General features: G+C 67.1%; 21 protein-coding genes. 4 read left to right on the forward strand and 17 right to left on the reverse strand.

The annotated features are described in order from the left end of the window. Nucleotides 1–4: 4 nt before the first annotated feature. A complete protein-coding gene (ku, locus tag ER308_RS01310; RefSeq protein ID WP_131153340.1) occupies nt 5–964 on the reverse strand; it encodes a non-homologous end joining protein Ku in 960 nt (319 codons plus the stop codon). A 223-nt stretch (nt 965–1,187) separates the two neighbouring features. Here ku and ER308_RS01315 point away from each other — a divergent pair, with 223 nt between their 5' ends. Beyond that, complete coding sequence (locus ER308_RS01315; RefSeq protein ID WP_131153341.1) at nt 1,188–1,391, forward strand: hypothetical protein; 204 nt, start codon at nt 1,188–1,190, stop codon at nt 1,389–1,391. 69 nt (nt 1,392–1,460) lie between these two features. Here the strand turns inward: ER308_RS01315 and ligD are convergent, their stop codons facing one another. The 4 genes from ligD to ER308_RS01335 all read right to left on the reverse strand — a co-directional run bounded on the left by ligD (nt 1,461) and on the right by ER308_RS01335 (nt 6,235). Further along, a complete protein-coding gene (gene ligD / locus ER308_RS01320; protein WP_131153342.1) occupies nt 1,461–3,425 on the reverse strand; it encodes a non-homologous end-joining DNA ligase in 1,965 nt (654 codons plus the stop codon). Nucleotides 3,426–3,502: 77 nt separating this feature from the next. Continuing rightward, nucleotides 3,503–3,910: a four-helix bundle copper-binding protein gene (locus ER308_RS01325; RefSeq protein ID WP_131153343.1), complete on the reverse strand. Its 408-nt coding sequence runs from the start codon at nt 3,908–3,910 to the stop codon at nt 3,503–3,505. 118 nt (nt 3,911–4,028) lie between these two features. After that, entirely contained in the window at nt 4,029–5,231 is a 1,203-nt protein-coding gene (locus ER308_RS01330; protein ID WP_131153344.1) for an ABC transporter permease, read from the reverse strand. After that, entirely contained in the window at nt 5,228–6,235 is a 1,008-nt protein-coding gene (locus ER308_RS01335) for an ABC transporter ATP-binding protein (protein WP_165491716.1), read from the reverse strand. The genes ER308_RS01330 and ER308_RS01335 overlap by 4 nt, the downstream gene beginning before the upstream one ends. 146 nt (nt 6,236–6,381) lie before the next feature. Between ER308_RS01335 and ER308_RS01340 the strand changes: the two genes are divergently transcribed. Then, a complete protein-coding gene (locus ER308_RS01340; RefSeq protein WP_205745822.1) occupies nt 6,382–7,188 on the forward strand; it encodes a hypothetical protein in 807 nt (268 codons plus the stop codon). Between the two features lie 226 nt (nt 7,189–7,414). Here the strand turns inward: ER308_RS01340 and ER308_RS01345 are convergent, their stop codons facing one another. From ER308_RS01345 to araB, 12 genes are all read right to left on the reverse strand, one after another. Continuing rightward, nucleotides 7,415–8,233: a cytochrome c oxidase assembly protein gene (locus tag ER308_RS01345; protein WP_165491718.1), complete on the reverse strand. Its 819-nt coding sequence runs from the start codon at nt 8,231–8,233 to the stop codon at nt 7,415–7,417. Nucleotides 8,234–8,502: 269 nt separating this feature from the next. Beyond that, the gene (locus tag ER308_RS01350; protein ID WP_131156842.1) at nt 8,503–10,221 is read right to left on the reverse strand and encodes an IlvD/Edd family dehydratase; all 1,719 of its coding nucleotides are present in this window, start codon (nt 10,219–10,221) and stop codon (nt 8,503–8,505) included. A gap of 365 nt (nt 10,222–10,586) precedes the next feature. Beyond that, nucleotides 10,587–11,156, reverse strand: coding sequence for an aldose epimerase family protein (locus ER308_RS01360; RefSeq protein ID WP_131153348.1), 570 nt, complete (start codon nt 11,154–11,156; stop codon nt 10,587–10,589). Between the two features lie 60 nt (nt 11,157–11,216). Next, nucleotides 11,217–12,728: an L-arabinose isomerase gene (gene araA / locus ER308_RS01365; protein WP_420826233.1), complete on the reverse strand. Its 1,512-nt coding sequence runs from the start codon at nt 12,726–12,728 to the stop codon at nt 11,217–11,219. Between the two features lie 230 nt (nt 12,729–12,958). After that, nucleotides 12,959–14,050, reverse strand: coding sequence for a LacI family DNA-binding transcriptional regulator (locus ER308_RS01370; RefSeq protein ID WP_131153349.1), 1,092 nt, complete (start codon nt 14,048–14,050; stop codon nt 12,959–12,961). Nucleotides 14,051–14,079: 29 nt separating this feature from the next. Next, a complete protein-coding gene (gene arfA / locus ER308_RS01375) occupies nt 14,080–15,588 on the reverse strand; it encodes an arabinosylfuranosidase ArfA (RefSeq protein ID WP_131153350.1) in 1,509 nt (502 codons plus the stop codon). Between the two features lie 171 nt (nt 15,589–15,759). Continuing rightward, entirely contained in the window at nt 15,760–16,818 is a 1,059-nt protein-coding gene (locus tag ER308_RS01380; protein ID WP_131153351.1) for an arabinan endo-1,5-alpha-L-arabinosidase, read from the reverse strand. A 93-nt stretch (nt 16,819–16,911) separates the two neighbouring features. After that, nucleotides 16,912–17,817: a carbohydrate ABC transporter permease gene (locus ER308_RS01385; protein ID WP_131153352.1), complete on the reverse strand. Its 906-nt coding sequence runs from the start codon at nt 17,815–17,817 to the stop codon at nt 16,912–16,914. Between the two features lie 48 nt (nt 17,818–17,865). Next, nucleotides 17,866–18,819 (reverse strand): carbohydrate ABC transporter permease, encoded by a 954-nt coding sequence (locus ER308_RS01390; RefSeq protein WP_131153353.1) that lies wholly within the window; start codon nt 18,817–18,819, stop codon nt 17,866–17,868. 140 nt (nt 18,820–18,959) lie between these two features. After that, nucleotides 18,960–20,381: an ABC transporter substrate-binding protein gene (locus ER308_RS01395; RefSeq protein WP_131153354.1), complete on the reverse strand. Its 1,422-nt coding sequence runs from the start codon at nt 20,379–20,381 to the stop codon at nt 18,960–18,962. 220 nt (nt 20,382–20,601) lie between these two features. Beyond that, nucleotides 20,602–21,279, reverse strand: a complete 678-nt coding sequence (locus ER308_RS01400; RefSeq protein ID WP_131153355.1) for an L-ribulose-5-phosphate 4-epimerase — start codon at nt 21,277–21,279, stop codon at nt 20,602–20,604. Next, nucleotides 21,276–23,018 (reverse strand): ribulokinase, encoded by a 1,743-nt coding sequence (gene araB / locus ER308_RS01405; protein WP_131153356.1) that lies wholly within the window; start codon nt 23,016–23,018, stop codon nt 21,276–21,278. Before araB ends, ER308_RS01400 begins: the two co-directional genes overlap by 4 nt. Before the next feature lie 215 nt (nt 23,019–23,233). Here araB and ER308_RS01410 point away from each other — a divergent pair, with 215 nt between their 5' ends. Both ER308_RS01410 and ltrA read left to right on the forward strand, forming a co-directional pair. Beyond that, complete coding sequence (locus ER308_RS01410; RefSeq protein ID WP_131153357.1) at nt 23,234–24,181, forward strand: reverse transcriptase domain-containing protein; 948 nt, start codon at nt 23,234–23,236, stop codon at nt 24,179–24,181. A gap of 261 nt (nt 24,182–24,442) precedes the next feature. Next, complete coding sequence (gene ltrA / locus ER308_RS01415; protein WP_131153358.1) at nt 24,443–25,885, forward strand: group II intron reverse transcriptase/maturase; 1,443 nt, start codon at nt 24,443–24,445, stop codon at nt 25,883–25,885. Nucleotides 25,886–25,926: the final 41 nt, after the last annotated feature.

Consider the following 25,926-nt stretch of genomic DNA (forward strand, 5'->3'; position numbering starts at 1 on the left):
CACGTCAGGCACTCTTGGCGTGGTGCGGCTCCTCCGCCGCGCGGAGCGCCTCGATGAGCTGCTCCTTCGTCATGCGGGAGCGCCCGGGCAGCTGGCGCGTCTGCGCGAGCTCGTACAGCTCGTCACGGGAGCGCTCCTCGAGCGGCGGGCTCTCGTCCGCGGAAGCCTCTCCCGCCTCGGCCTGCGGCGGGGGGCTGCCCTGGCGGCGGGCGCTCTCCTGCAGGGCGGCGACCAGGTCGATCACCCCGCTCGGCTCCTCGGCGGTGGGGGCGGCAGCGATCTCCTCGCCACGCACCTTCTGGTCGATGACCTGGAGGAGGTGCTCGCGGTAGCGGTCCTCGTGGCGGGTGGGCTCCCACTCCTCGGTCCACGCGTCGATCAACTGGGTGGCCGCGGCGAGCTCACGCTGCTCGGGCTCGATCGACGGTGCCTCGATCGACGTCGGCGCCACCACCTCGTCCGCGAAGTGCATCGTGTGCAGGGTGAGCCGGCCCTCGACCGGGCGTGCCAGGACGAGATGCTCCTTGGAGCGAAGGACGAGCCGCCCGACCGCCGCGCGACCGCTCTCCTCCATCGCTCGCACCAACAGGGCGTACGGCCGCCCCGCCGCGTCGCCACTGGGGCCCGCGTAGTAGGTCCGGTTGAAGTAGCGCGGGTCGACGTCCGCGACGTCGACGAACTCCTCGACCGCGATCGTTCGGACGCTCTCCGGAGCGGCCGCCTCGAGCTCGTGATCCTCGATCGTGACGTAGCGGCCGTCCTCGAGCTCGTAGGCGCGGGCGATGCGCTCGTTGGGCACCTCCTCGCCGGTGTCCTCCGAGACACGGCGATAGCGGATCCGCGAACCGGTCTCCTGCTCCCGCTGATGGAACTTGACGGAGCGTTCCTGCACCGCCGTGTAGAGCTTGACCGGCACATTGACCAGCCCGAAGGCGATGACCCCGGTCCAGACCGCGCGCGGCATCGTGCCTCACCTCCCGGTGCGGCCCGCGAGCCGGGTGCGTGGCCCTCGCTCGGGGTGCCGACACATGTTTGTCCCCTGCTTACCCCGTGAGGCCCACCTTACGCGAGGCCTACTGACCAGGTTGCGCCACCGTGTCAGACTCGTGAAAGCGTAAACCACAAACTTGTGAGTTACCCTGAGGGTGTCATCCGGCGAAGGAACGTGGCCTCCCAAAGGAATGCGCATGGACGCCCAAGCTTTGGACCTCTGCCGCGGAGAGTTGCTCGTCCACGCGGATGGCTGGCTCGAGTGCACCGAGCCCGGCTGTGTGGACCTGCACATCGACGCCCATCCCTGGGTCGTGTGGTGCGAGGCCGAATGGTCCCACTGCGCGTGCCGCGAGGACGCGCCCACCCGTGAGGGTTGGGCCTTCCAACCGGCAGCCTAGCCCCGCGGCAACCGGAGACGGCGCCAACGGCGGGGCGGTACGCGTGGGCCGCATCGCCGACCGCGCCGGCTACACCTCCCCAGCGGTGGGCGAGGTGACCAAGCCCTTGTAGGCGGGGGCGCGCAGCCGCCCGTCATCGGTCACTTCGGCGTACTCCACCCAACACGCCAGGTCGGGGCGGACCCACCGCCCGTCCCTCGGCGGTACCGGACCGTCATCGAACGGGCACCGGTCGATCGTGCGTTCGCCGAGCATCGCGGAGAGCCGGTCGAGTTCGCGGTCGGTGAAGCCCGTGCCGACACGGCCGACGAAGCGCAGGCTCCCCGAGTCCCACACCCCGAGGAGCAAGCTGGCGAAGCTCCCCGCACGGGCTCCCTGACCGGGTGTCCAGCCGCCGATGACGCAGCGTGCCCGTCGACGTACCTTGAGCTTGAGCCAGTCGTGGCTGCGTCTACCGGGTCGGTACGGCGACGCGAGGCGTTTCGCGATCAACCCTTCCAGTCCGCGCTCCGCGACGGACGAGAGCATCGCCGTACCGTGCTCGTGCACCCCCTCGCTGCGCACGATCGGGGGCCGCGGTTCCAGCACGTCGTCCAAGCGGGCGAGGCGCTCGTGCAACGGACGCTCGAGGAGGGACGACCCGTCGACCGCGAGCAGGTCGAAGACGACGTAGGTGACCGGCACGTCGGCCTGCGCCCCGGGTGGAGGGAGCCGGCGATGCATCCGGTGCTGGAGCCGTTGGAACGATGGGAGCCCGTCGTCGTCCAGCGCGACGAGCTCGCCGTCCAGCACCGCGGAGGATGCCCGCACCTGCTGCGCCAGCTCCGCCGCCTCCGGGTAGGTGGCCGTCACGTCGTTCCCGGCCCGCGTGTGCAACCGCACCTCGCCCGAGACTCCCGCGACCACCGTCGCGAGGGCGCGCACGCCGTCCCACTTCACCTCGAAGCGCCACTCGGGATCGTCGAACCCGCCGCCGTTCCACGCGGTCGCCAGCATCGGGGCGAACCGGGGTGACGGGTCCTCGCCGCGTCGAGCCTTGACGCGATGGCGCGCGGGCGCCTCCGCGTCCGCGACTCCGAGGATCGACATCGCCGCGCGCAGGTCTTGGTCGCCCTCGACGATGCCCGTCCCCGGATCGCCCCCCAGGGCGTCGAGCCGTGACCAGATCGAGGCGATCGTGAAGTCCTGCGGGCGGATCCCCTCCTCGACCTCCCCCCAGGTGAGCGGGGTCGCCACGGGTGCGTGCGGCTCGGGGCGCGGCGAGTAGGTCGCGGCAAGGCTCTTGCCCTCGGCGTTCATCCCGTAGTCGAGGTACACCGCCTCGGGGCGCTCCGCGACGCGCCAGCGCAGCGTGGTCCGCTCGGGGGCGACGCGATGGATGTGCTGGCACACCGCGTGGACGAAGGCGCGCACGGCGGCCGCCGAATGCGCCCGACGCAACGGCACGAACACCTGCATCCCCCTCGCGCCCGACGTCCGCGGAACGCCGACGAGGCCGAGGTGGTCGAGGGCCGCCCGCACCAGGAGGGCGACCTCTCGCACCACGTCGAAGTCGGCCCCCACGGGGTCGAGATCGAAGAACGCGTAGTCGGGTCGCCCCGGGTCGTCGACCCGCGAGTGCCAGGGATGCAGTTCGATCGCTCCCAGGTTCGCCAACCACAGCAGGCTGCGCGTGTCCTGCGCGAGCAGGTACTCGACGGTGTGGTCGTCGCTCACCGACGTGACGGTGGCGGTCGACATCCAGGTCGGTGTGTGCGGCGGGGCCTGCTTCGCGAAGAACCCCTCCCCCTCGACCCCGTCCGGCATCCGGCGCAGCATCAGGGGGCGGTCGCGCACGTAGGGCAGCAGGTACTCGGCGATGTTGTAGAAGTAGCCGAGCAGGTCGCCCTTCGTGTACCCCTCCTCCACCCAGTACGGCTTGTCGGGGTTGGAGACCTCGAGGTCACCGTCGGGCAACGCCACCACCCAACCACGGCCGCGCGGCTCGAGCGGCAACTCCGCCGGCATGGGGACCGTCAGCGGGCCGGTGGGCACACCCGTCACCCCCGAAGCCCGAACGGGCTGACGTCAGCAGCCGGACGTCCCACCCGCGTCACGGCGACCGCTCGGTGTCATGCGGCCACGGCGTGCAGCACCTGCCGGCAGGCCTCCTCGCAGCGTCGACACGCCTCGGCGCACACCCGACAATGGTCGTGGCTGCTGGCGTGCCGCTCGCACTCGTCGGCGCAGGCCGCGCAGAGTTGGGCACACGCCCAGAGAACCGCTTGCACCACGCCTTTGTCGTAGTCGGTGTGACGTGACAGGACACGTCCCGCGGTCGCGCATTGATCGGCACAGTCGAGGTCGAGGCGGATGCAGTCGCGCAGCATCCCCACCTCGCCCTCGGACAGGCACGCATCCGCACAGGCCGTGCAAGCTTGTGCACAGTCGGAGAGCGCGTCCACGACGTTCGCCACGAGATCCGCATCGAGGCTGAGTGTGCCAGGGTGTGTGTCGAGCATCTGCCGGGCGTAGCTCATCTGGGCCTCCTCGTCGTCCCCGGCCGTTCACCGGGGTGACGGCATGCTCGCTCGTCACCATTGCAAACCCGGGCCCCACGACCCGATCCTCGTCCGCGATGCCAGGGAATCAGCGACGTCAGCTGCCGCCCGGCGTGGTCACCCGTCGGCGTGCCAGCACGACGCCGGCCGCGGCGAACACCGCGCCGTACACCGCCAGTGCCACGAGCAGGCCCGGAGACGCCGCCTCCCCACGCAACATGACCGTCCGGGCCATCTCGGTGCCGTACGTCGCCGGCAACAGCCATGCAATGGGCTGGGCGAACGGCAGGAACCGATCGAGCGACAGCAGGAAGCCGCTGAGAAAGATCGTGGCGAGCAGGAGCAGCATCGCGTACTGGACCGCCTGGCTGTCGGAATTCGCCACCAGCCCGACCACGATGCCGACCGCGGTGGAGGCGAGCACGAGCATCCCGAGAGCGAGGCCCAGTTGCACCCAACTGCCGGATATCGGTACCCCGAGGCCGAACACCAGCAGCGAGACGAGCACGACGCCGACGAGGGCACCGAGCAGGAGGTAGGCGAGGAACTTGCCGACCACGTACTCCGACGTCCGCAGAGGCGCGACCTTGAACAACTCCGTCGCCCCGATCGCCCGCTCCCGGACGATCGAGAGCGCGAGCAGCGTCACGGCGAAGTGCTGGAGCAGGACCACGACGACGGCCGGCGCATAGAAGTCGGTCAGCTCGACCTCGCCGCCCAGCGCGGACGGCTCGCCCCGGAAGGGGCTCACCAGCACCTCCGGCGGGAGCTCCTGGTATTGCTGCGCAGCCTCGGTCTCCGAGGGCAGGTCGTCCTGGACGTCGGCGATGACGTCGGCGAGCAGCCGATTGTTGACTTCCTGGACCGCGGAACGGCTCAGCAGCGTGATCGCCTGGTCCTCGATCGGGTCGATCTCGTTGTGGTGGAGCTCGATGACGGCCTGCTCGCCCTCCTGCACTCGCCCCGCGACCTCCTCGGGAAACACGACGACGAGGTCGAGGTCCCGATCGGCGAGCCCGCGCATCGCGGCCTCTTCGTCGCTGCCGACGTCCTCGACGATGAGGCGATCCCGCTCTCGCTCGTCGGCCGCGAACTCCTCCACCTGCTCTCGGATCTCCGTGTCGTCGGGGGCGACGATCGCCGTGCGCATCGGCGGGTCCTCCTCCCGCAGTCCCGCGCCGAAGACGAGCAGGATCAGGAACGGACCGACCACCAGCGCCAACAGAAGGAGCGGCTGTCGGCCGACGTCGACGACCTCCTTGCGCACGAATGCGAGCGCGCGCACCGCAGCTCGCATCATCGGTCGGACCCCGCCGCCACCGGCTCGTCATCGCCCTCCTGCATGAGGGCGGCGAATACGTCGTCGAACGGGGGGAGATGCTCGCCGAGCGACGTGATCCCGATTCCGCGCTCGGTGCACCATGCCTGCACCGTGGCGAGCTGTTGTTCCGCGGCGTCGACTATCACGTGCACACGCCGTCCCTGTTCGAGCAGGCGCACATCCCGCACACCCTCGACCTCGCTGAGCCGCCACGCGGCCTCCGTGCCCATCGCCTCGCGCGGCACGAGCTCGAGCACGTCCCCGCCCAAGGCCCGGCGCCGCAGTCGATCGGGGGTGTCGTCGGCCACGAGGCGGCCAGCGGAGAGCACGCCCACCCGGTCACAGTAGGCCGCCTCGCCGACGTACTGCGTCGTCACGAACAGCGTGTGCCCCTCGTCCCGCAGGGCTTTGAACCGATCCCAGACCTGGCGCCGCAGGACGGGGTCGATGCCGGCGGTGGGCTCGTCGAGGAACAGGACGTCGGGGTGGTGCACCAGGGCGGCGCTGAGCGCCAACCGCCGCTGCATCCCGCCCGACAGTGCGCGCACCGGCTTGCGGCGATGCTCGTAGAGCTCGGTCTGCTCCAGGGCCTGACGCAGCAGCGCCCGACGACGGATGGGGAGACCGTAGAGCGACGCCACGAAGGTCAGGTTCTCGCGCACCGACAGGTTCGGGAACAGCACCGACTGCTGGGGCATGTAGCCGATGCGCTTGCGCAGCGCCCCGTCGAAGCCCGACGACGGGCGACCCAGCACCTCCACCTGCCCCTCCGTGGGCTGGTCGATGCCGGTCAAGAGCCGAACGGCCGTGGTCTTGCCCGAGCCGCTGGGTCCCACGAAGCCGAAGATCGTGGCTGGCTCGATCTCGAGGTCGAGCCGATCCAGCGCCACCTCGTCGCCGAACACCCGCCGCAGGCCCCGAGCCACGATCGCCGGGGGAGGCCTCGTGTCCGCGTCGGGGAACGAGTGCTCCTGACTGGTCACGTGACGTCCTCGGTCCCTCGCGGGCGTGACGATCGGCCACTGCGCGCGCCGATAGGATGGCCGCGCCCTTCTACCCGGCGACCACGACGGGAAACCATGGCAGGCCACTCGAGGAGTCCGACCTGAGCGCCACCCTCGCCGGTCGAGTGATGGTCGCGATCGCGGTCCTGGGCCTGGTTGCCAGCATCGTGGGCACGCTGATCGGCCGGCAGCTGGTGGCCGATGTCGACGCGGGGGTGGCTCGTAGCCTCGCTCTCTCCGCGGAGGTCCTGGAGACCGTCGACGAGTCGTTCGTCGTTGCCGACGAGACCATGCAGTTGCTCGCGGAGGGTCTCGCCGAGTCCGAGCAGGCAACCGACGCCCTGGCCCGGAGCATGCACGAGGGACAAGGGGCCCTCGAATCCGCGACGCGACTCACCGGCGAGGACGTGGCGGATGCGCTCGAGTCGGTCGACCGGACGCTACCGCAGGTGGAGCAAGCCGCCGAGGCGATGGACCAGACGCTGACAGCGCTCGATCGACTCGCGATCGGTGTGCCGTACGACGCCGACCAACCGCTCGGCGACTCGGTGGGCGAGCTGCGCGAGGCCCTCGAGGACCTGCCGGGCGACCTTCGCGGTCAGGCCGCACAGACGGAACGCGCGAGCGAGGAGCTCGCGGAAGCCGCCGAACGAACACAGGCTTCTGCGGAAGCGCTCGCGTCCCTGAACGAGCAACTCGTCGAGGCGGCGGACTTGATCGACGACTACGCCGAACGGACCGCCGAAGGCCAGGAGCTCCTCACCCAGCAGCGTGACGCTCTCGCCACGACCACGCGGCGCGCCCAGTGGGCCGTGGTCCTCGCCGGCATCGCGTTCGCGCTGATGCAGTTCGTGCCGCTCTACATCGGCGGCACGCTCATGCGTGGCGGTCCCGTGCTGCACGATCGCGACGGCCCGCCACCGGGCCCGTAGCGGGCGCATGCTGTGCCGGGGTTGGCCCCCCGCGTGCAGCGGGTGGCCAACCCCGGCGATGCCCCGCACGGTCCGGACTCACCCCCATGTCAGCCCGAACCGCTGGGCTGGGTCGTGGCTGGTTGCTCCCGTCCGACGGGCGCAGCACGAGCCCTCGATTCCCGGTGCGAATCGCTCGAAACTCCGGCGCAGCTGCACGCGCAGGCCCGGCCCGGGCCTCACGCGCTCACGGCGACGGGACCTCACGGCGGTCGACGCGATCACGCGCCGCCTGCCGCCGCTCGATCGCCCGTAACCAGCGGACGAAACAGACAGCCGCCGCCAACGTCCAGACGACGCTGCCGACCAGCACCATGACCCCACCACCGAGCTGCTGATCCTCGAGCAGGGAGATCGCGAACCCGACCACATGCGGGTTGTGGGCCTCCGTCCACGGTTCCGGGGACACGATGATCAAAGTCGCGAGCACCCCGCCGGCCGCCCCGCTCACCGCGAGCCCGAGCACGCTGCCACCGATGCGGGACGCCGGCCCTGTCATGACCGCCCACCAGACCGCGTAGGCACTCGCGAGCAACGCGAGGTGCTCGATGTGGTGCACCGTGGACGAGAACAGCGCCGCTTCGTAGAGCGCCGGGGTATGGACCGTCCACAGCACGACCGCGTGGGTCAAGGCGATGACGACTCGTCCCGGCCCGCTCAACATGCCACCGCGGATGCGGCTGCCCACGCGCAACGCGCCGCCGCTCCGCCGGATCAGGGCGCGTGGGAGCACATCACGAAGCGCGTGCCCGACACGCGCGTACAACAGCAGGGGGGGCACGATCGCGATCATGAGCACGTGCTGCACCATGTGCAGCGCGAACGACACGTGTCCGTATTCGTGCAACGGGGACCACAACGCGAGCGTCAACAGTCCCCACCCCACCGCGAACACGATCCCGCGGCGCAGCGATCGACTGCCGACACCGCGCACGAGGCCAGCGACCACCAAGACGGCGACCACGAGTGCGAAGGCCAGACCTGCCTCGTCCCAGTGCGCGTGCATGCCCCTCCCCGGCTCGCAGCTCATCGATCGGCCTGCGGTGGGATCCTCTCACCCGACCCCTTGAACGGCCAGCAACTCATTGGACAGGGGCAGGCTAAGGCACTGCCGGGTTGGCTACCGGGAGCGTCCGACACTCCCTGGCTGCCCGGCTGGTCGGCGGGTTGTGCGCCGGTGTCACAGCGAGACGATCTCGAGCAGGGGCGACGAGGTCGTCGACGTACTCGGCGCCGGGTCCGGTGTCGAGGCTCCACAGATCCCGCTCCCCCCGGTCAGAACGGACGGCGCGGCACCTCGCGCCCGCTAGCACCCACGAGGAAGTCGAGGTCGGCGCCCTTGTCGGCCTGCAGGACGTGCTCGGCATACAGATGGGCGTAGCCCCGCTGGTGGGGCGAGGGCGGTGCCGACCAGCTCGCACGCCGACGGTCGAGCTCGCCGTCCCCCACGTCGAGCAGCAACGTGCGCGCCGGGACGTCGAGCTCGACCATGTCGCCGGTGCGAACGAACGCGAGCCCACCACCCACGGCGGCTTCCGGGGCCGCGTGCAGGACGACCGTCCCGTACGAGGTCCCGCTCATCCGCGCGTCCGAGATCCGCACCATGTCCTGCACGCCTTGCTCGAGAAGCTTGCGAGGCAAGGCCAGATTGCCGATCTCCGGCATTCCCGGGTATCCCCGAGGCCCCGCATACCGCACGATCAGCACCGTGTCGGCGGTTGCGTCCAGGTCCGGGTCCTCGATGGCCGCGTCGTACTCCTCGATGCTGTCGAACACGAGGGCCGGACCCCGGTGCTTCATGAGCGCGGGTGAGGCGGCCGACTGCTTCAGGAGCGCCCCGTCCGGCGCCAAGTTCCCGCGCAGGACGGCGGTCCCCGTGTCGGCAGGCTGCAGCGGCTGATTGAAGTCCTTGATCACGCGCTGATCCCAGCAGTCAGCGTCACCGACGTTCGCTTCCACCGTGGCGCCCGATACGGTGATCACTTCGCGGTGCAGGCTGTCGAGCAGCTCTCGCATGACCGCGGGCAGGCCACCGGCGTAGTAGAAGTCCTCCATCAGGTAGTCACCGCTCGGCATGAGGTTGACCAACGTGGGGATGTCCCGGGGCAGGACATCGAAGTCCTCCATCTCGAGCGGAACCCCGAGCCGACCCGCGAGCGCCGCTAGGTGCACGATCGCATTGGTCGATCCTCCGATGGCCGCGTTCACCTTGATCGCGTTCTCGAACGCCTCGCGAACCATCACGTCGGATGGCCGCAGGTCCTCGTGGACCATGTCGACGATGCGTCGACCCGCCATCTCGGCCAGCGTGTAGCGACGCGCGTCCACGGCCGGGATGGCCGCCGACCCCGGGAGCTGCATCCCGAGCGCCTCCACGAGACAGGCCATCGTCGATGCGGTGCCCATCGTCATGCAGTGCCCGTTGCTCCTCGACATGCAGGCCTCCGCATCGACGAAGTCCTCCGCCGACATGCGGCCCGCGCGAACCTCCTCGCTGAACCGCCACACGTCGGTCCCAGAGCCGAGCTCACCCCCGCGGAACTTCCCGTTGAGCATCGGCCCGCCGGTGACCATGAGCGAGGGCACGTCCACGCTCGCAGCGCCCATGAGCTGTGCCGGCGTGGTCTTGTCGCATCCTGCGAGGAGAACGACACCGTCGAGCGGGTTCGCTCGGATCGACTCCTCCACGTCCATGCTCATGAGATTGCGGTAGAGCATGGTCGTGGGGCGCATGATCGTCTCGCCCAGCGACATCGTCGGAAACTCGAGCGGGTATCCGCTCGCCTGGTACACGCCGTGCTTCACCTTCTCAGCCAGCTGACGAAGGTGCGCATTGCACGGCGTCAGCTCGGACCAACTGTTGGCGATGCCGATGACGGGACGCCCGTCGAACATTTCGTGGGGAGTTCCGTGGTTCTTCAGCCAGGAACGGTGGATGAACCCGTTCTTCCCCGAGAGCCCGAACCATCCCCTGCTACGCAACTCGTTCACCATATCGCCCACCCATCGCGTCGATCTTCGCGCGCCCACGGCTCCGCCGAGGGCACCGTACAGGGACCACAAACCGGATGCCGCTCCGCGGATCTCGCGGCCGGTTCGTCGCTCACCCTCGTCCGACCAGCGGCATGTTCGTGGCCATGAGCGTCGTGTGCTGGACGTTCGCCTCTAGCGGCAGCTGCGCTATGTACAGGACCGCCGGACCGACGTGAACGGCATCGAACGTGCCCTCCTGCTTTCGGCTGCCGCCTCCGATGACAACCGCGACTGGCTTCTCACCGGGGCCTTCCTGGTGGCCCGCGAAGCCTCCTTCCGGAGATGGTGGAGAGCGTGGAGCTTGGAAAGGACAGTGGGCTCTATGGCTACACCATGCAGGTACCCCGAGGAGTTGAAGGAGCGGGCCGTTGCGCTTCGTCGAGCACGGCTTGAAAGCCCTCCGGGCCTTCGACGCTAGGGATCTCAACCCTCGAGGCCGTCCCATCCTCGAACCGCTTCGATGCGCTGATGGGCACGGGAGAGCGCAGGTCCAGCGCGGTTCCAGCAACCTCGACCACCTCCCCCGTCGGGATGAGGTCTTCGTCGCCTTGGGTGAAATGGTCGGCGAAGATCGCGAGCTCGTGCTCGAGCACCGAGCCGCTCCCAGCGCCCGACAGGTTGAAGTAGCTGTGGTTCGTCATGTTCACCGGGCTGGGGGCGTCAGTCGTGGCCCGGTAGGTGACGCGGAGGGTGTCGCCGGTCACGCGGTAGATCGCCTCTGCCTCGACGCGACCGGGGTAGCCCTCTTGGCCGGTCGGTGAGACGTAGGTCAGTGTGAGCGTATCTGTGTCGGAGTCCGCAACCGTCCAGTGCACCTTGTCGAATGACCGGCTCGCGCCGCCGTGTAGGTGATGGGGTGGCTTGTTCGCCGCCACCTGATAGCGCGAGTCCTGCACCTCTGCTCAGCGTGAACAGCTGAGCGGGCTCGCCGGTGGCGCCAGTCCCGAACGGTGCACTCAGAGGCCCTGCGCCAGCCGATGGTAGGCCTGGTTCCATCGCAGCTCCTTGGCGATGCGCTGCACGCTTGTGTCGGCGTCGATCATCACAAGCTCGGCGCCGACCATCTCCGCGAAGTCATTCAGCGCTTCCCTGCCGACCGCCGAGCTGAGCACGGTATGGTGAGGCGCTCCCGCGAGCAGCCACGACTCGGCCGAGGTCGCCAGGTCCGGTTGCGGTTTCCAGACTGCTCGCGCGACTGGCAGCTTGGGCAGGGGCTCGTCGGGCTCGATGACCTCGATCTCGTTCGCGGTGAGCCGGAAGCGGTCCCCCAGGTCGGCAAGGCCGACCACGAAAGCGGGGGCGGGCCGCGCGTTGAATACCAATCGGACCGGATCCTCACGGCCGCCGATGCTCAGCGGGTGGATCTCCAGGCTCGGTGTCTCGTCGGTGATCGAGGGGCAGACCTCGAGCATGTGGGCACCGAGGATTTTCTGCTCCCCCGGACCCAGGTGGTAGGTGTAGTCCTCCATGAACGACGTGCCGCCATCGCGTCCGACCGACATCGCCTTCAGGATCCGTAGCAGCACGGACGTCTTCCAGTCCCCTTCGCCGCCGAAGCCATACCCATCGGCCATGAGCCGCTGGACGGCCAGCCCGGGCAGCTGGCGCAAGGCGCCAAGGTCCTCGAAGTTGGTGGTAAAGGCGGTGAAGCCACCGCCTTCGAGGAACGAGCGCAGGCCGAGCTCCTGCCGGGCAGCGTAGCGCAGCGACTCGTGTCGCTCGCCGCCGCCGCGCAGCTCGGATGCGACGCTGTAACGCTCGTCGTACTCGGAGACCAACGCATCGATCTCGACGGCAGGGGCTGCCTCGACGGCCTCGACCAAGTCGTTGACGCCATAGGCCTGGACCGAGACACCGAACTGCATCTCCGCACCGACCTTGTCGCCCTCGGTCACCGCCACACCGCGCATGTTGTCACCGAAGCGTGCTAGCCGCAGGCTCTGAGACGTATGCCAGCCGATGGCAGCGCGTCCCCAGGATTCCAGGCGGGACGCGACGGTGGGGTCGGCGACGTGCCCGGCCACGATCTTGCGGGCGAGACCCATACGGGTCTGGATGTACCCGAACTCTCGGTCGCCGTGGGCTGCCTGGTTCAGGTTCATGAAGTCCATATCGATCGCGGACCAAGGCAACGACTCGTTGGCCTGGGTGTGCAGATGCAACAGTGGCTTCTGCAAGCGGTTGAGGCCCGCGATCCACATCTTGGCGGGCGAGAAGGTGTGCATCCAGGCAATAACTCCGACGCACGCATCAGTCGACGTCGCGTCGATGCACTGACGCCGGATGGCGTCGCTGGTGGTCAGGAGGGGTTTGGCCACCATGCGCAGCTTGCATCCGAGCACCTCGTCGATCGTTTCCGAGATCCGCTGGGACTGCTCAGCTACCTCCTGCAACGTCTGCTCGCCGTAGAGGGACTGGCTCCCCGTGAGGAACCACACCTCGAGCTCGTCGTGGAGCCTGGGCTGGATCAACGCCCTCCCACCTCCCGCCACTGAGCGGGTCTACGATGAAGTAACTTCGTTGCACCGCGGGCGCCCCCCAACGCGCCGCGTTGGGGGGCGCCCGCGCCGCATATTAACGCTATCTACCCCGAATCGGCGAGCAAGAGTCGGGGGTGGCTTCCCGGGGCTGGGCGCTGCCTCCGGCGTCGACGGCGGCCTGAACGTCAAGCACTTTGCGGGCTCCAAGCCTAGCCGTGTTACCCGCGGTTGCGAGCCGAGCCGAGGTGGGTCGGTGGTGGACCGCTACTTTCACGTAGCACTAAGTCGGGCTCGATCATCGCGTAGTGGGAGTCGAGTTGCTCGCCCTCCACCTGCCGGATCAGAAGGTCCAGGCTGACGCGTCCCAACTCACCGAAATCCTGGCGAACAGTAGTCAGGGGCGGGGAGAAGTACGCGGCCTCGGGGACGTCGTCGAAGCCGACCACGCTTACGTCGTCGGGGACCTGCAGGTCGGCCTCACGCAAGGCACGCAACACCCCCAACGCCATCTGGTCGTTGCCGACGAAGATGGCCGTCGCTCTTGCGGCTGCCAGGGCCCGGCCGTGCTCGTAGCCCGAGCGCGCGCCCCAGTCCCCGACGAGGGGCGGGGGGACCTCCCGATCCGCAGCCACTAGGGTGTCCTGCCAAGCTCGACGCCGTCCTTGAGCTTCCAGCCAGTCCTCAGGTCCGGAGATGTGCCACACCGTCTCGTGCCCCAGCGAGAGCAGGTGCTGGGTCACCCGCGTGCCGCCCGCGTATTGGTCCACGGCAGCCACGGGGGAACCGCCACCGGCACCCCCCTCGACCACAACGACGGGCAGGTCGATCGCGAGCTTGCGCAGTGCTTCCACGGTAGCTCTCTGGGGAGCGATGAGCACGATGCCGTCGACGGCCTGCCGGCGCAGATACTCAACGGCTTCATTCACGGACTGCGAATCGAGAGTTCGCATAGGGGCAACGCTGACGAAGTAATCGGCGGCGCGGGCGGCCAGTTCGAGGTGGTACAACGTCGACGCCGGCCCGTACAAGGTAGTGTCGAAGCTGACCACACCCAACGTCTTCGAGCGGCCGGTCACCAAGACGCGGGCCGCCGCATTGGGCCGGTAGTGCAGCTCCTGCATGGCGGCGAGCACTCGCGCGCGGGTCTCGGCTCGCACTCCCGCACGCTCGTTGATCACGCGTGAGACGGTCATCTGCGAGACGCCGGCGAGTGCCGCCACGTCCCCCATCACCGCGTACCGACGATCGCGGTTCTTACCACGTGGCTGGGCCGGCGCCTCCGATTCGCCCGCCGCCAGCTTCTCGTTCATGGTGTCCTCTCTATGCGCTCGTCCAGGGGTCAACCGTTGGGGCGGAGACGGACGAAGCTCCAGGACACTGGCGGCAGCAGCACCTGCGCGTCCTCACCATCGACTTGGCTGGACTCCGCACGGCGAGGCTGGACCCGGTCGGGCTCTTGTTCGGTGTTCATCGCGTGAACGTCCTCATCGTCGAGGATAACGTGCTCGACCACCCGGTAGCCGGGGAACGCGCGCAGGCCCACTGATAGCTCCACCGGCTCCTCGAGATGACGGTTCACCACGAAGACTACCAGCTCACTCGATTCCTCGTCGTGCGTAACCACCGAGTGAATCACTGGAGTGTCACCGAACCGCTCGTTCGGGTAGTTCGGCCCCACTACGTGGGTATCCAGCACCTTGCCTTTGGCCAACCGTGACGCGTGCGCAAACGGCCAGAAACTTGCCTGCCGCCACGCCATCCCTTGCGCCTCGCTGCGCAGTGGCGCCAACGCGTTAACCAGCTGTGCCTGACACGCTGCAGTCACACGGTCGCTATGCCGCAAGAGCGTGATCAACAGGCTGCCCACCACGACCGCGTCCGCGAGTGTGTAGGTATCCTCGCCCACCCGCGGCGCGGACGGCCAGTCGACGGTCGGTGTTCCGGTGGCTGCATTGTCCCAGACGTTCCACTCATCGAAGGAAATGTTGATCCGCTTGCGGCTTCGCAGCTTCGCCCCGATGTGGTCCGCCGTCGACGCCACGTCCTCGATGAACGACTCCATGTCCACCGCGGACGCGAGGAAGCTGGCCAGGTCACCCGCCGCCCGTTCGTTGTAGTACGCGTGTGCGGAGATGAAATCGACCTGGTCGTAACACTCCTGGAGCACTGTGGCCTCCCACGTGCCGAATGTAGGCATCGACGAGTTGGAACTGCCGCAGGCGACCAACTCCAGACCGCTTTGGCGTTGGCGCATCGCCCGAGCGGTCTCTGCCGCCAGCCGCCCGTACTCGTAAGGCGTCTTATGCCCGGTCTGCCACGGACCGTCCATCTCGTTGCCCAGACACCACATCTTGATGCCGAACGGCTCGGCGTGCCCATGCGCGATCCGCAGGTCCGACCAGTACGTCCCCCCCGGATGGTTGGCGTACTCCAACAGGTCCAACGCCTCTTGTACCCCACGTGTGCCCAGGTTGATCGCGTAGTTCGGCTCTACTCCCGCCTTGCGCGTCCAAAGGATGAACTCCCCGATGCCGTGCTCGTTCGTCTCGGCCGAATGCCACGCCGCATCCAACCGTCGCGGACGATGCATCACCGGACCAATCCCATCCTCCCACCGGTAGCCTGACACGAAGTTCCCCCCTGGGTAACGCACCATCGTTACCCCCATCTCCCGGGCCAAATCCAGCACGTCACGACGATGACCGTCCTCATCTGCCGTCTCGTGTCTCGGTTCGAAGATTCCCGTGTACACGCACCGACCCATGTGCTCCACGAACGAACCGAACGTCCGCCTCCGCACGTCCGCGACGACGAACGCGGGATCTAGCGAGAGCTGCGCCTTCATCATGTGCTTCACCTTATGTTGGATGGAGCGGGACACCCCCCGAGTCATTGCTGTCGCCGCTGCTGGTGGGATGACGCCGACCGACCGAAGGGGTCGAAACCAGCTCCGGTGGCACAAGGCAGCGGGACGCCCTGAGGACCAAGTGCCCGGCTGCCGCAACAGGGATGAGCGGAGCTACTCCTCTCGGTCGATGTAGGGCCAGCCTTCTTCCCACTGCAACTCACGGATCTGCATCCGGATGTTGAAGGGAGACCACTCGTAGTAGTGGTGGACCAGGTAATGCCGGCCGAACTCGAACGCGACGTCTTGGCCCCCGACACCGTCCTGCTCGTCGTAACCGTCCAGCAGCACCGTCCCGCCACCGCCGAGCAGCGGTACCCCTTCTGAGTCGATGTAAGGTCCGGCCAAGTCGTCAGATCGTCCAACGGTTATGTGGTACTCGTCTGTCACGGCCACATCCCTGGACGTTACAAGGTAGTAGTACCCGGCACGCTCGAAGATCGTGGGTGCTTCGACATCCGGACCTTCACCGGGCTGCTGGGCAAGATTCACCGGCTCTCCCGTGACCGAGGTCATGTCCTCCAACTCATACAGGAAGATCCCGTCCCAGTAAGAGCCAAACACGAGGTACCAGGTCCCCTCGTCGCGGAACACGTGTGGGTCGATCGCGTTGTACTGGTCGTCGCCGTCCGACGTGATCACTGGACCGTGGTCGACCCAACTGTCGAGGTCCCCGGGAGTCTGGGTGCTCATGACCCCGATCCCGGAGGTGTTGCTCCCCCAGGTCGACGCTGCGTAGTACAGCCAGTACGTGTTGCCCTCTCGGGCTACCTGTGGTGCCCAGATATGGGAGTGCTCGTAGTCGAGGGTCCATTCCGGAACGTCGATCTCGCCCATGGACTCCCACGGACCGGCTAGCGTGCCCTCGGATTGACGAACGAACACCCCGCCCGGGTCCTCCGGAGAGCGCTCAACGCCGGTCGAGAAGACGTAGTAACTCTGCTCGTTCGGCGCCTTAACGATCGAGGGATCGTGAGTGGGATCGTCGACCGGCGTGCTCGAGCCGTAGTCGCCCTCCATTTCTAGGTTGCCCTGAGGAGGCGGTCCTTGCGCGCGGCCGTCCGGGTTGGAGTCGGTGAATCCCATCACCGAGACGCCTAGACAGCCCAGCAGCACGATGCGTAGGACATTCCAACGTCCGTTGCGCGGGCGGTCAACCGTCGTGTGTCTCATCAGCTCCTCCTCCTTGTTGGATCGATCACAGCGCTGTGACTGGCTGTTGGATCAGGGCTTCCTAGCTCTGCCCCTGGTCAGCTAAGGGGGTTGCTACTTGCCCCCCGTGCCGAGTCGCCCGAGGCCACTGATGAACACGTTACGCAGCTTCATGAACAGCAGCGCGACCGGCAGTACCGACAGGAACGATGCGGTGAGGACGAGATCCCAGCGGGGCCGGTACAGTCCGATAAGTGAGGAGATACCGACGGACAGCGGGAAGTTGTCTTCGCTGCGCATCACGATCAACGGCCAGAGTAGGTCGTTCCACTGCTCGAGTGCGAACAGCACCGCGAGCGTCGCCAGCGCTGGCTTGACCATTGGGACGACGACCCGGAGGAAGATCTGGTATTCGGATGCGCCGTCCACCCGTGCGGCATCGAGCAGGTCCTGCGGGAGGCCGAGCATGTACTGGCGCATGTAGAACAGCCCGAACGGGTGGGCGAGCAACGGCACGATAACGCCGAGGTGGGTGTCCATAAGGTTCAAATCGACCATGAGCACAAACAGTGGAATGAGAAGTAAATGGAACGGCAACATGTGCGAGGCGAGAACGCCTATAAAGAGTACGTTGCGGCCCCGGAACTGCATCCGCGCCAGTGGATAGGCCGCCATGGTGACGACGATCAAAGACCCGATCGTGGAACCTGCTGCCAAAATCACTGAGTTTGTAAACCAACTGATGATCAGGGTCTCTTCGAACAGGGCGGCAAAGTTCTGCAACGTGAACGTCGAGGGGAACAGGTCACCGGCATCGGCAAAGATTCGGTCGGGGGCACGGACTGCGCTGATCACCAGCCAGTAGAGCGGGATGAGGAAGGCGAGCGCGACTAGCGACATAATGGCCGTGGCGATGAGCTGCTGACGTCGCCGACGCTCCTTACCCCCCAGCCCCGCCGCAGCCTTGGACGCCGAGGGGGTAGACGCCTCGTGCTGCTCGTCCAGATGACGGTCGGTCATCGGCTCGTACCTCCCCAGGATCTACTGGCTGGGTGCTGCGGCAGGAGGTTAATCCTCGTCCTTCTTGAAGAACCCGAAGAGCTTCAGTTGCACGATCGAGACCATCATGATGATCGCAGCGAGCACCACTCCGATGGAAGACGCGTAGCCCAGACGGAACGATGTGAACGCCTCGCGGTACAGCAGCATGACGATGCTCAGACCTCCTTGGCCGGGCCCGGCACCGGTCCCCCAGATGATGAAGGGCTCTACAAACAGCTGGAAGCCGTTGAACAGTGTCAGAACGGTCACGAAGAGGATAATCGGTTTGGACAATGGCACCGACAGGTACCAGAACCTTCGAAAGATCCCCGCGCCGTCGACCGCGGCCGATTCGTAAAGATCGTTGTCGATGTTCGACAAACCCGTTGTGAAGTAGATGACGTTCAGGCCGGTCCACCGCCAGGTAGCCATTATCACCAACGCCGGCACCGCGAGGTGTTGTGTCTGTAGCCATGCCTGCGGCTCAAACCCGAATGTCGCAAGGACTTGATTAAGTAATCCATTGGTGCTCAGGAGCAACGAGAAGATCACACCCACCACAACGAGCGACGTCAGCACCGGTAGAAATATCGCCGTTCGGAACATCGTGGTTCGTCGGACGAGGCCGGTGTGAAGCAGCGCGGCGAGGACGAAGGGAAACGGAATAAGCACCGCCAACGTCCCGGCGACATACGCGGCCGTATTGCGCAGCGCGAGGTAGAACGTGCTGTCGGTGGCCAGTTGGAGGTAGTTACCGAGCCCTATCCACTCCGATTGCCCCCCAACACCCTGAATGTCCTGGAAGCTCATGACGACGGCGTGACCGATCGCATAGACGCGGAACACGACAAACAGGAGTACGAAGGGCAGAAGGAAGATCGTAACCACGAACCACTTGCGGTGGATCACAGAGCGTTTCGGCGGTGCAGGCGGCTTCGACGATTCGTCGCGCTCGGGCTTCTTCTTCGTGGACTCAGACACGGCGTCCCCTCTGATCGGGGGCTGTTTTGGGGCGCACCGACGCCCTTCAATAAGCGTTTGTCCACGGGCGGCGCGGGACCCTCACCCTTCGAAGCCGCCACCCTGCATGACGCCACTGCGGCCTTGTACGCCGAGCGTCGTCAGTCGTCGTATGCGTCGATCTCGGCCTGGGTGTCCGCCAGTGTCTCGGCGGGGTCTTCACCGTCAGAGAGCACCGGGAAAACCACTTCCTCCTCGAGCGCGAGGATCGACTCGGGATAGCGCGGTCCGGTGTACTCGGGTGCGAGCCGATCCAGCGTCTCCTCAATCATGGTGAGCACCGGCTCGTCCGCGAAGAACGGCTCCGGCTCCGAAAGCGCCGGGTCCTCATAGACGTCCATGCGGAATGGGTCGAAATCCAGGTCCGTCCAGACGCGGACTTGCGCGTCGTAGCTCAACTTGGCATAGCCGATGAACTCCTGCGCGGCCTGGACCTTGTCATCGTCGATCTGGTTGGTGATCGCCGTCCCGGTACCGCCGCCCATGGTGCTGATGGTGCCGCCCTCCTCAAAAGCGGGCATGGGCCGAACGACCATCGAGCCTTCGAGGTCCGGCATGAGGTCGGGGAACCTGCTCATATACCACTGCGGCATCCACACCGACGCGAACTCGCCATTGTTGAACGCCTCGTAGAACTCCGGCTCCGCGTGCCCACCGCCCGGCGCCAGGTCGGCGACACCGTGCTCGTGCACCATATCGGAGACCATCTCCACGGCCTCAACGTTCTCAGGGCTGTCAATGATCGACTCGTTGCTCGCGTCGTAGAGTCCGCCATCGTTCTGGAGCATCGGGCCGAGGAGGGACAATCGATTCAGGGTCTCCACCGAGGCGAACGCGGTAATGTCGGTGTTCTCCTGGACCTCGAGGCCAACGTCGACGTAGTCGTCCCACGTCTCGATGTCGTCAACGTCGACCCCCGCCTCGTCCATGATGTCCTGGTTGTAGTAGGTGACGAAAGCGCCGAGGTGGTAGTCGATGCCGTACGGCGTGCCGTCGACCTCATATGGCGCCATGCGTTCCTCAACAAGGTCGTCACGGTAAGGGTCGAGCACGTCGTCGAGGGGGAGCAGTTGCACTTCACCACGAGTAAAGGTCGCGAACCGCTGGATCTCCAGATCGACCAGGTCCGGCGCGCCGGTCCCGGACTCCAACGCGATCAGGGTTCGGTCGTGCATCTCGTCGAAGCTGATCGACGTCGCGTCGAGGATGATGTTGTAATCCTCGTTCTCTTCGTTGAACCGCTCCGCCTGCGCGATCAGGAACTCCGCGTGCAGGTCAACGAACGTCCAGAACTCGAGCTCGATGTCTTCACCTGGGGTGTCGGGCTGCTCCATCTCGAAGGTCTCTTCCTCGACCTCCTCCTCACCCTCGGTCTCTTCCTCACCTTCGGCCTCCGGGTCCGCCTCGGCGTCGTCAGCGTCGGCAACCTCGTCGGTGAGGTCCTCGCCGCACGCGGCCGCGAACAGACCTACCGCCATGAGCAGAGCGATCACGCTTACCTTCCGGCTCGACTTCACCCGCATCGTTTCCCCCTTCTTACGATCGTCTGGCACACTTGGCTGCTGGGTTGGAGCCCGCACTGGTGCGTTGCACTCCTGCGCCACGCACCCAGAGCCGTCGGTGGGACTAGCCCGTCCTGCTATCGGTCACGTCCCCGGGCGCCCTGGTACCTCCCTCGACTCCGTCCCTCGACCTCCCTCCCTCGCCGATCGTGCTGAGCAGCTCGGGGCACTCCTTGCGAGCTCACTGCTGGCCGTAGACGTTCCGGTAGCGATCGTGCAGCGCATCGATGTCTGCGCTGGCAATAGACAGCGGCTCGCCGAGGCTGCGGGCGAGGTGCACAGACTTCGCCGAGTCCTCGCATAGCACCGCGGTCTTGACGGCCGCCTCGGCGTTGGCGCCGACCGTGAACACCCCGTGGTTCTGCATCAGCACCGCGCGAGAGCGGTGACCGGCCAGCGTCGACACGATGCCCTCGCCGATGTCGTCGTTGCCGACGCGCGCAAACGGACCGACGGGAATCTCCCCGCCGAACTCGTCGGCGATCCCGGTGAGCACGCACGGCACAGGCTCCCCAGCTGCCGCGAACGCGCACGCGTAGTTGCTGTGCGTGTGCACGACCCCGCCGACCTCAGGCATCGCGCGGTAGACATAAGCATGGGCCGCGGTGTCGCTGGAGGCCTTGAGACCAGACTGCTCAGCGCGTTCGCCATTGAGGTCGCACAGCACCATTGACGCTGGCTCCAGCCGCTCGTACTCGACGCCGCTGGCTTTGATCAGGAACAACTCGCGTCCGGGCACACGCGCGGAGACATTGCCGGCAGTCCAGACCACGAGGCCGTATCGCACCAGCTGCTGGTGGCGCTCGACCAGCTCGGCGCGTAGATCCCCGAGCAGTTGGGGGGAGACATCGACGCTCATGCGCTGACCACCCGGCGGCGCATGGCCTTCAACCGTCGCATCACGTTGTTCTCCCCCTGCCCGAAGTGGTCATGGAGCCTCTCGTACTCGGCGTACAGTTCGTCGTAGGCGGCGGCCGCGTCCTCGTCCGGCGTGTACACCGCCTCGCGGGCCTTGCCCATTGCATGGGCTGCGGCGTGGATGTCTGGGTAGGCGCCTGCCGCGACGGCGGCGTGCATGGCGGAGCCGAGCGCGGGACCTTGCTCGGAGTCGATGATGCTCAAGGCCTTGCCGGTGACATCGGCGTAGATCTGCATGAGCAACTCGTTCTTGAGCAGCCCGCCAGCGATTACCAGCTCGTTGACCGGCACCCCCGAGTCCTCGAACCCCGCGATGATGCGCCGCGTGCCGAACGCCGTGGCCTCCAGCAGAGTCCGGTACACCTCGTGAGGCTGGGTTGCCAGCGTGGTGCCGACGATCAGGCCGGAGAGCTCGTGGTCGACCAGCACCGAGCGGTTGCCGGAGTGCCAGTCGAGGGCCACGAGGCCCGCCTCGCCGACGGCCAAACGCGACGCCTGGTCGGTGAGCAGTTCGTGGACGCCGACCCCGGCGCGCTCCGCCTCGTCGTAGACGTAGGGCGGCACGGAGTGGTCGACAAACCAGGCGAAGATGTCGCCGACGCCGCTCTGGCCAGCCTCATATCCCCACAACCCCGGCACGATGCCGCCGTCGACAACCCCGCACATTCCAGGTACGTCACCGGCGAGCACGTCGCTGCTCATCACGTGGCAGGTGGAGGTGCCCATGACCGCCAACATCCGTCCGGGCTCGACCACGCGCGCAGCCGGCGCGGTGACGTGAGCGTCCACGTTGCCGGCGCACACCGCGATGCCTTGGGGCAGGCCCGTCCAGCCGGCGGCTTCGGCGGTCAGCGAACCGACACGTTCACCGAGATCGACAATCGGTCGCTCGACCTTGTCCCGCACGAAGCCGCCGAACCCCGAACCGAGGGCGGACAAGAAGTCCTCGTCCGGGTACTGGCCGTCCTGCCGCACGGCCTTGTACCCCGCCGTGCAGGCGTTGCGGACATACACACCGGTGAGCTGCCACACGATCCAGTCTGCAGCCTCGACCCAGTGGTCCATGCGGCCGTAGGTCTCCGGGTCCTCTTCAAAAAGCTGAAGTCCCTTGGCGAACTCCCATTCCGACGACAGCTTGCCGCCGTAGCGGTTGATCCACGGCTCACCGCGCTCGTGCGCCAGAGCGTTGATCCGATCGGCATGCGGCTGTGCGGCGTGGTGCCTCCACAGCTTGACGTACGCGTGCGGGCGATCGCGAAACGCCTCCAGCTCGTTGAGGGGGGTGCCATCATCGGCGGTCGGCAGCACCGTGCAGGCGGTGAAGGCCGTGCCGATACCCACGACCTGCTCGACGGGCACACCACTTGCCGCCAACGCCTTCGGCACCGCGTTCTTGAGGACATCGACGTAGTCGGAGGGCACTTGGAGTGCCCACTCGGGCGGCAACGGGGCGCCTGAGGTAGCAAGGGTCTCGTCCATGACTCCGTGCGTGTACTCATGTACAGCGGTGCCGACCTCGGCACCGTCGGAGATCCGTACGATGAGGGCACGCCCGGACAGCGTGCCAAAGTCGATGCCGACCGCGTAGGCGTGCTCGGCGTCTGCACCTCCGGATTGTCCAAACGCGTGACCGGTGGCGCTATCACGTCCCGCGACATCGAACGGGTTCCCCTGGCCCACCGCTAACCCTCCCGTCCCTCAGCAGACGTCCCCTTCTTCCCCGCAAATCACTTGGTGTGTTGCTAGCCCACCGGGGTCGGGGGATGCCGACATCAACGCTCGTGCCCCCAATTAGGGTCAGGATGGTAACGCAAACGTCCCCCCTGTCAATGGTTGAAGCCGCCGGGGCTAGCCCTGGCTATTCGTGCGCCCAGCACAGCGGAGGTGATGTGTAGTTGACCACCGCGACAAGCTCGTCGTCGCCTGCCGGTGGGAGTCCAGTCCGGGGAGCTCAACGCACGCTGTACCGGGCGGCCAAGGCCGATCCCGGGCGACGGTTCCACGCGCTGTACGACAAGGTCTATCGCAGGGACGTGCTGCAGCGCGCGTGGGAACAGGTGCGCGCCAATCGGGGCGCGTTGCTCGATGAGTTGGCCGTCGAGCTCAAGGGCGGCGGCTATCGGCCGTTGCCGGCACGCCGGGTGTGGATTCCCAAGCCCGGCTCGTCGGAGCAGCGCCCGCTGTCGGTCCCGGCGGTTCGGGACCGGATCGTGCAGACGGCGGTGAGGATCGTCATTGAGCCGGTCTTCGAAGCCGACTTCTTGCCTTGCTCGTTTGGGTTCCGACCCAAGCGTGGGGCGTACGATGCGTTGCAGGTCCTCATCGACGAGGCCTGGGACGGCAACCGGTGGGTCGTGGAGACCGATATCGCCTCGTGTTTCGAGGAGATTCCGCACTCTGGTTTGATCGAAGCGGTCGAGGAGCGCATCTGCGACCGTCAGGTGCTCAAGCTCTTGCGCGTGATGCTGCGCGCGGGAGTGATGGAGCACGGCGTGGTCGAAGGCAGCGTGTCCGGCACCCCGCAAGGCGGCGTGGTGTCGCCGCTGTTGGCCAATGTCTACCTGCACCGGCTCGACCGGTGGTGGCAGGCCAACGGCGTGGGAGTGATGGTGCGCTACGCCGACGATCTCGTGCGCCACGAGGCGCTGTTTGACCGGGTGGAGATGAAAGGGCTCCACCGGCGGCCTGTCGCAGCGGGCCGTTTGAAGCCCGGGGCAGCCCGAGGCTGGAGGTGCAGCCGAGGGTGGGAAGCCGCCCTGACAACGACGGGACGGGTCGGGATCGCCAGACGGCTCGGGTCCGGCAAGCGAGGTGAGAGGGTGTACGAGAGGAACCAGCGTTGACGCCCCGTAAGCGGCGTGCCGGCTCAAATCTGGCGGATAGGGGCCGGTTGGCAGTGCGCGTCGCCCCCCCACACGACTTCTCGGGGAAACGCCGCAGTCCTTCGACGTGGCCTCCCGCGGCGGCGGCAAGGCTCACCGTCGGCTGATGGCCGCCGGGTGGGGCGGAGCCTTCGTAGTAGTCCGAGCCGGGGAAAGCCCGGCACATGGCGAAGGAAGGCAGCAAGACCGCAGCTTGTGGACTGGAATGCCAGGAGGTCGCCGGTGAAGACGGGCGCGTCGTGGCCGGACCTCGATGAGGCTCGGGCGCGGGTACTGGAGATCCAGACGAAGCTGCACCGATGGGCACGCAACGGTCCTGCGTGCCGGTTCGATGACCTGGCAAACCTCGTCGCCGATCCCGCGTTCCTCGTGGTGGCGTGGGATCGGGTGCGCCACAACACCGGTGCCCGGACGGCGGGCGTGGACGGCTACTCCGCCCGCGACATCGAAGCCGACCCGGGACCAGCAGCGTTTCTCGCGACCGTTCGTGAGCAGCTCAAGACGCGGGCGTTCGGGCCGCTGGCGGTGCGGGAGCGGATGATCCCCAAGCCGGGCACGCGCAAGCGTCGCCGGCTGGGCATCCCGACCGTGACCGACCGGGTGGTGCAGGCGGCGTTGAAACTGGTGCTGGAACCGATCTTCGAGGCGGACTTCGCGCCGTGCTCGTATGGGTTCCGGCCCGGCAGGCGAGCGATGGACGCTGTGGCTGAGATCAGGCTGCTGGCCGCCAACTCCTATGAGTGGGTGATCGACGCCGACATCGAGGCGTGCTTCGACGAGATCGACCATGTGGCCCTGATGGGCCGGGTGCGTCGACGGGTCGGGGACAAACGCGTCCTGGCGCTGGTCAAGGCGTTCCTGAAAGCCGGGATCCTCTCCGAGGACCAGGTCACCAGGGACACCCACACCGGCACCCCGCAAGGGGGCATCCTCTCGCCGCTGCTGGCCAACATCGCGCTGACGATGCTCGACGACCATTTCGTCGAGGCGTGGGAGACCCACATGGGCGACCGTGTGGTCCGCGCCCGACGGAAACGACACGGGATCTCCAACTACCGGCTGGTCCGGTACGCCGACGACCTCGTGCTCATGGTCTCGGGCACGAAGGCCGACGCCGAGCAGCTGCGGGAGACACTCGCTGAGGCCTTGGCTCCGATCGGCCTGCGCCTATCGGAAGCCAAGACCAACGTCGCTCACATCGACGAGGGGTTCGACTTCCTCGGCTGGCGCATCCAGCGTCACACCAAGAAGGGAACCACCAAGCGCTACGTCTACACCTACCCGTCCAAACGGTCCGTGCTGCGGATCGTGGACAAGGTGCGGCAGCGCTCCAGGTTCGGACCGGACGTGCCGTACGACACCCTGCTGTATCGCCTCAACGCGATCCTGCGCGGGTGGGCCAACTACTTCAAGCACGGGGTGTCCTACGCCACGTTCGAATACCTTCGCGCCTACACGTGGCGGCGGGTCATCGGCTGGCTGCGAGACAAACACCCCCGTGCGACCTGGAAGCAGCTCCGACGCCGCCACCTCGCAGGAGGCTGGTGGCCCACGGACGGCAAGGTGGAACTGCTCAACCCCACCACGGTGCGCACCGTGCGCTACCGCTACCGGGGCAGCGACATCCCCTCGCCGTGGCCTGCGGCACACAAGGACGCCGCGTGAACAGCCGGGTCTTGCGGAGAGCCGGATGCGCGGAGACGCGC

It is taken from the genome of Egibacter rhizosphaerae (assembly GCF_004322855.1).
In the GTDB taxonomy this organism is placed as follows: Bacteria; Actinomycetota; Nitriliruptoria; order Euzebyales; family Egibacteraceae; genus Egibacter; species Egibacter rhizosphaerae.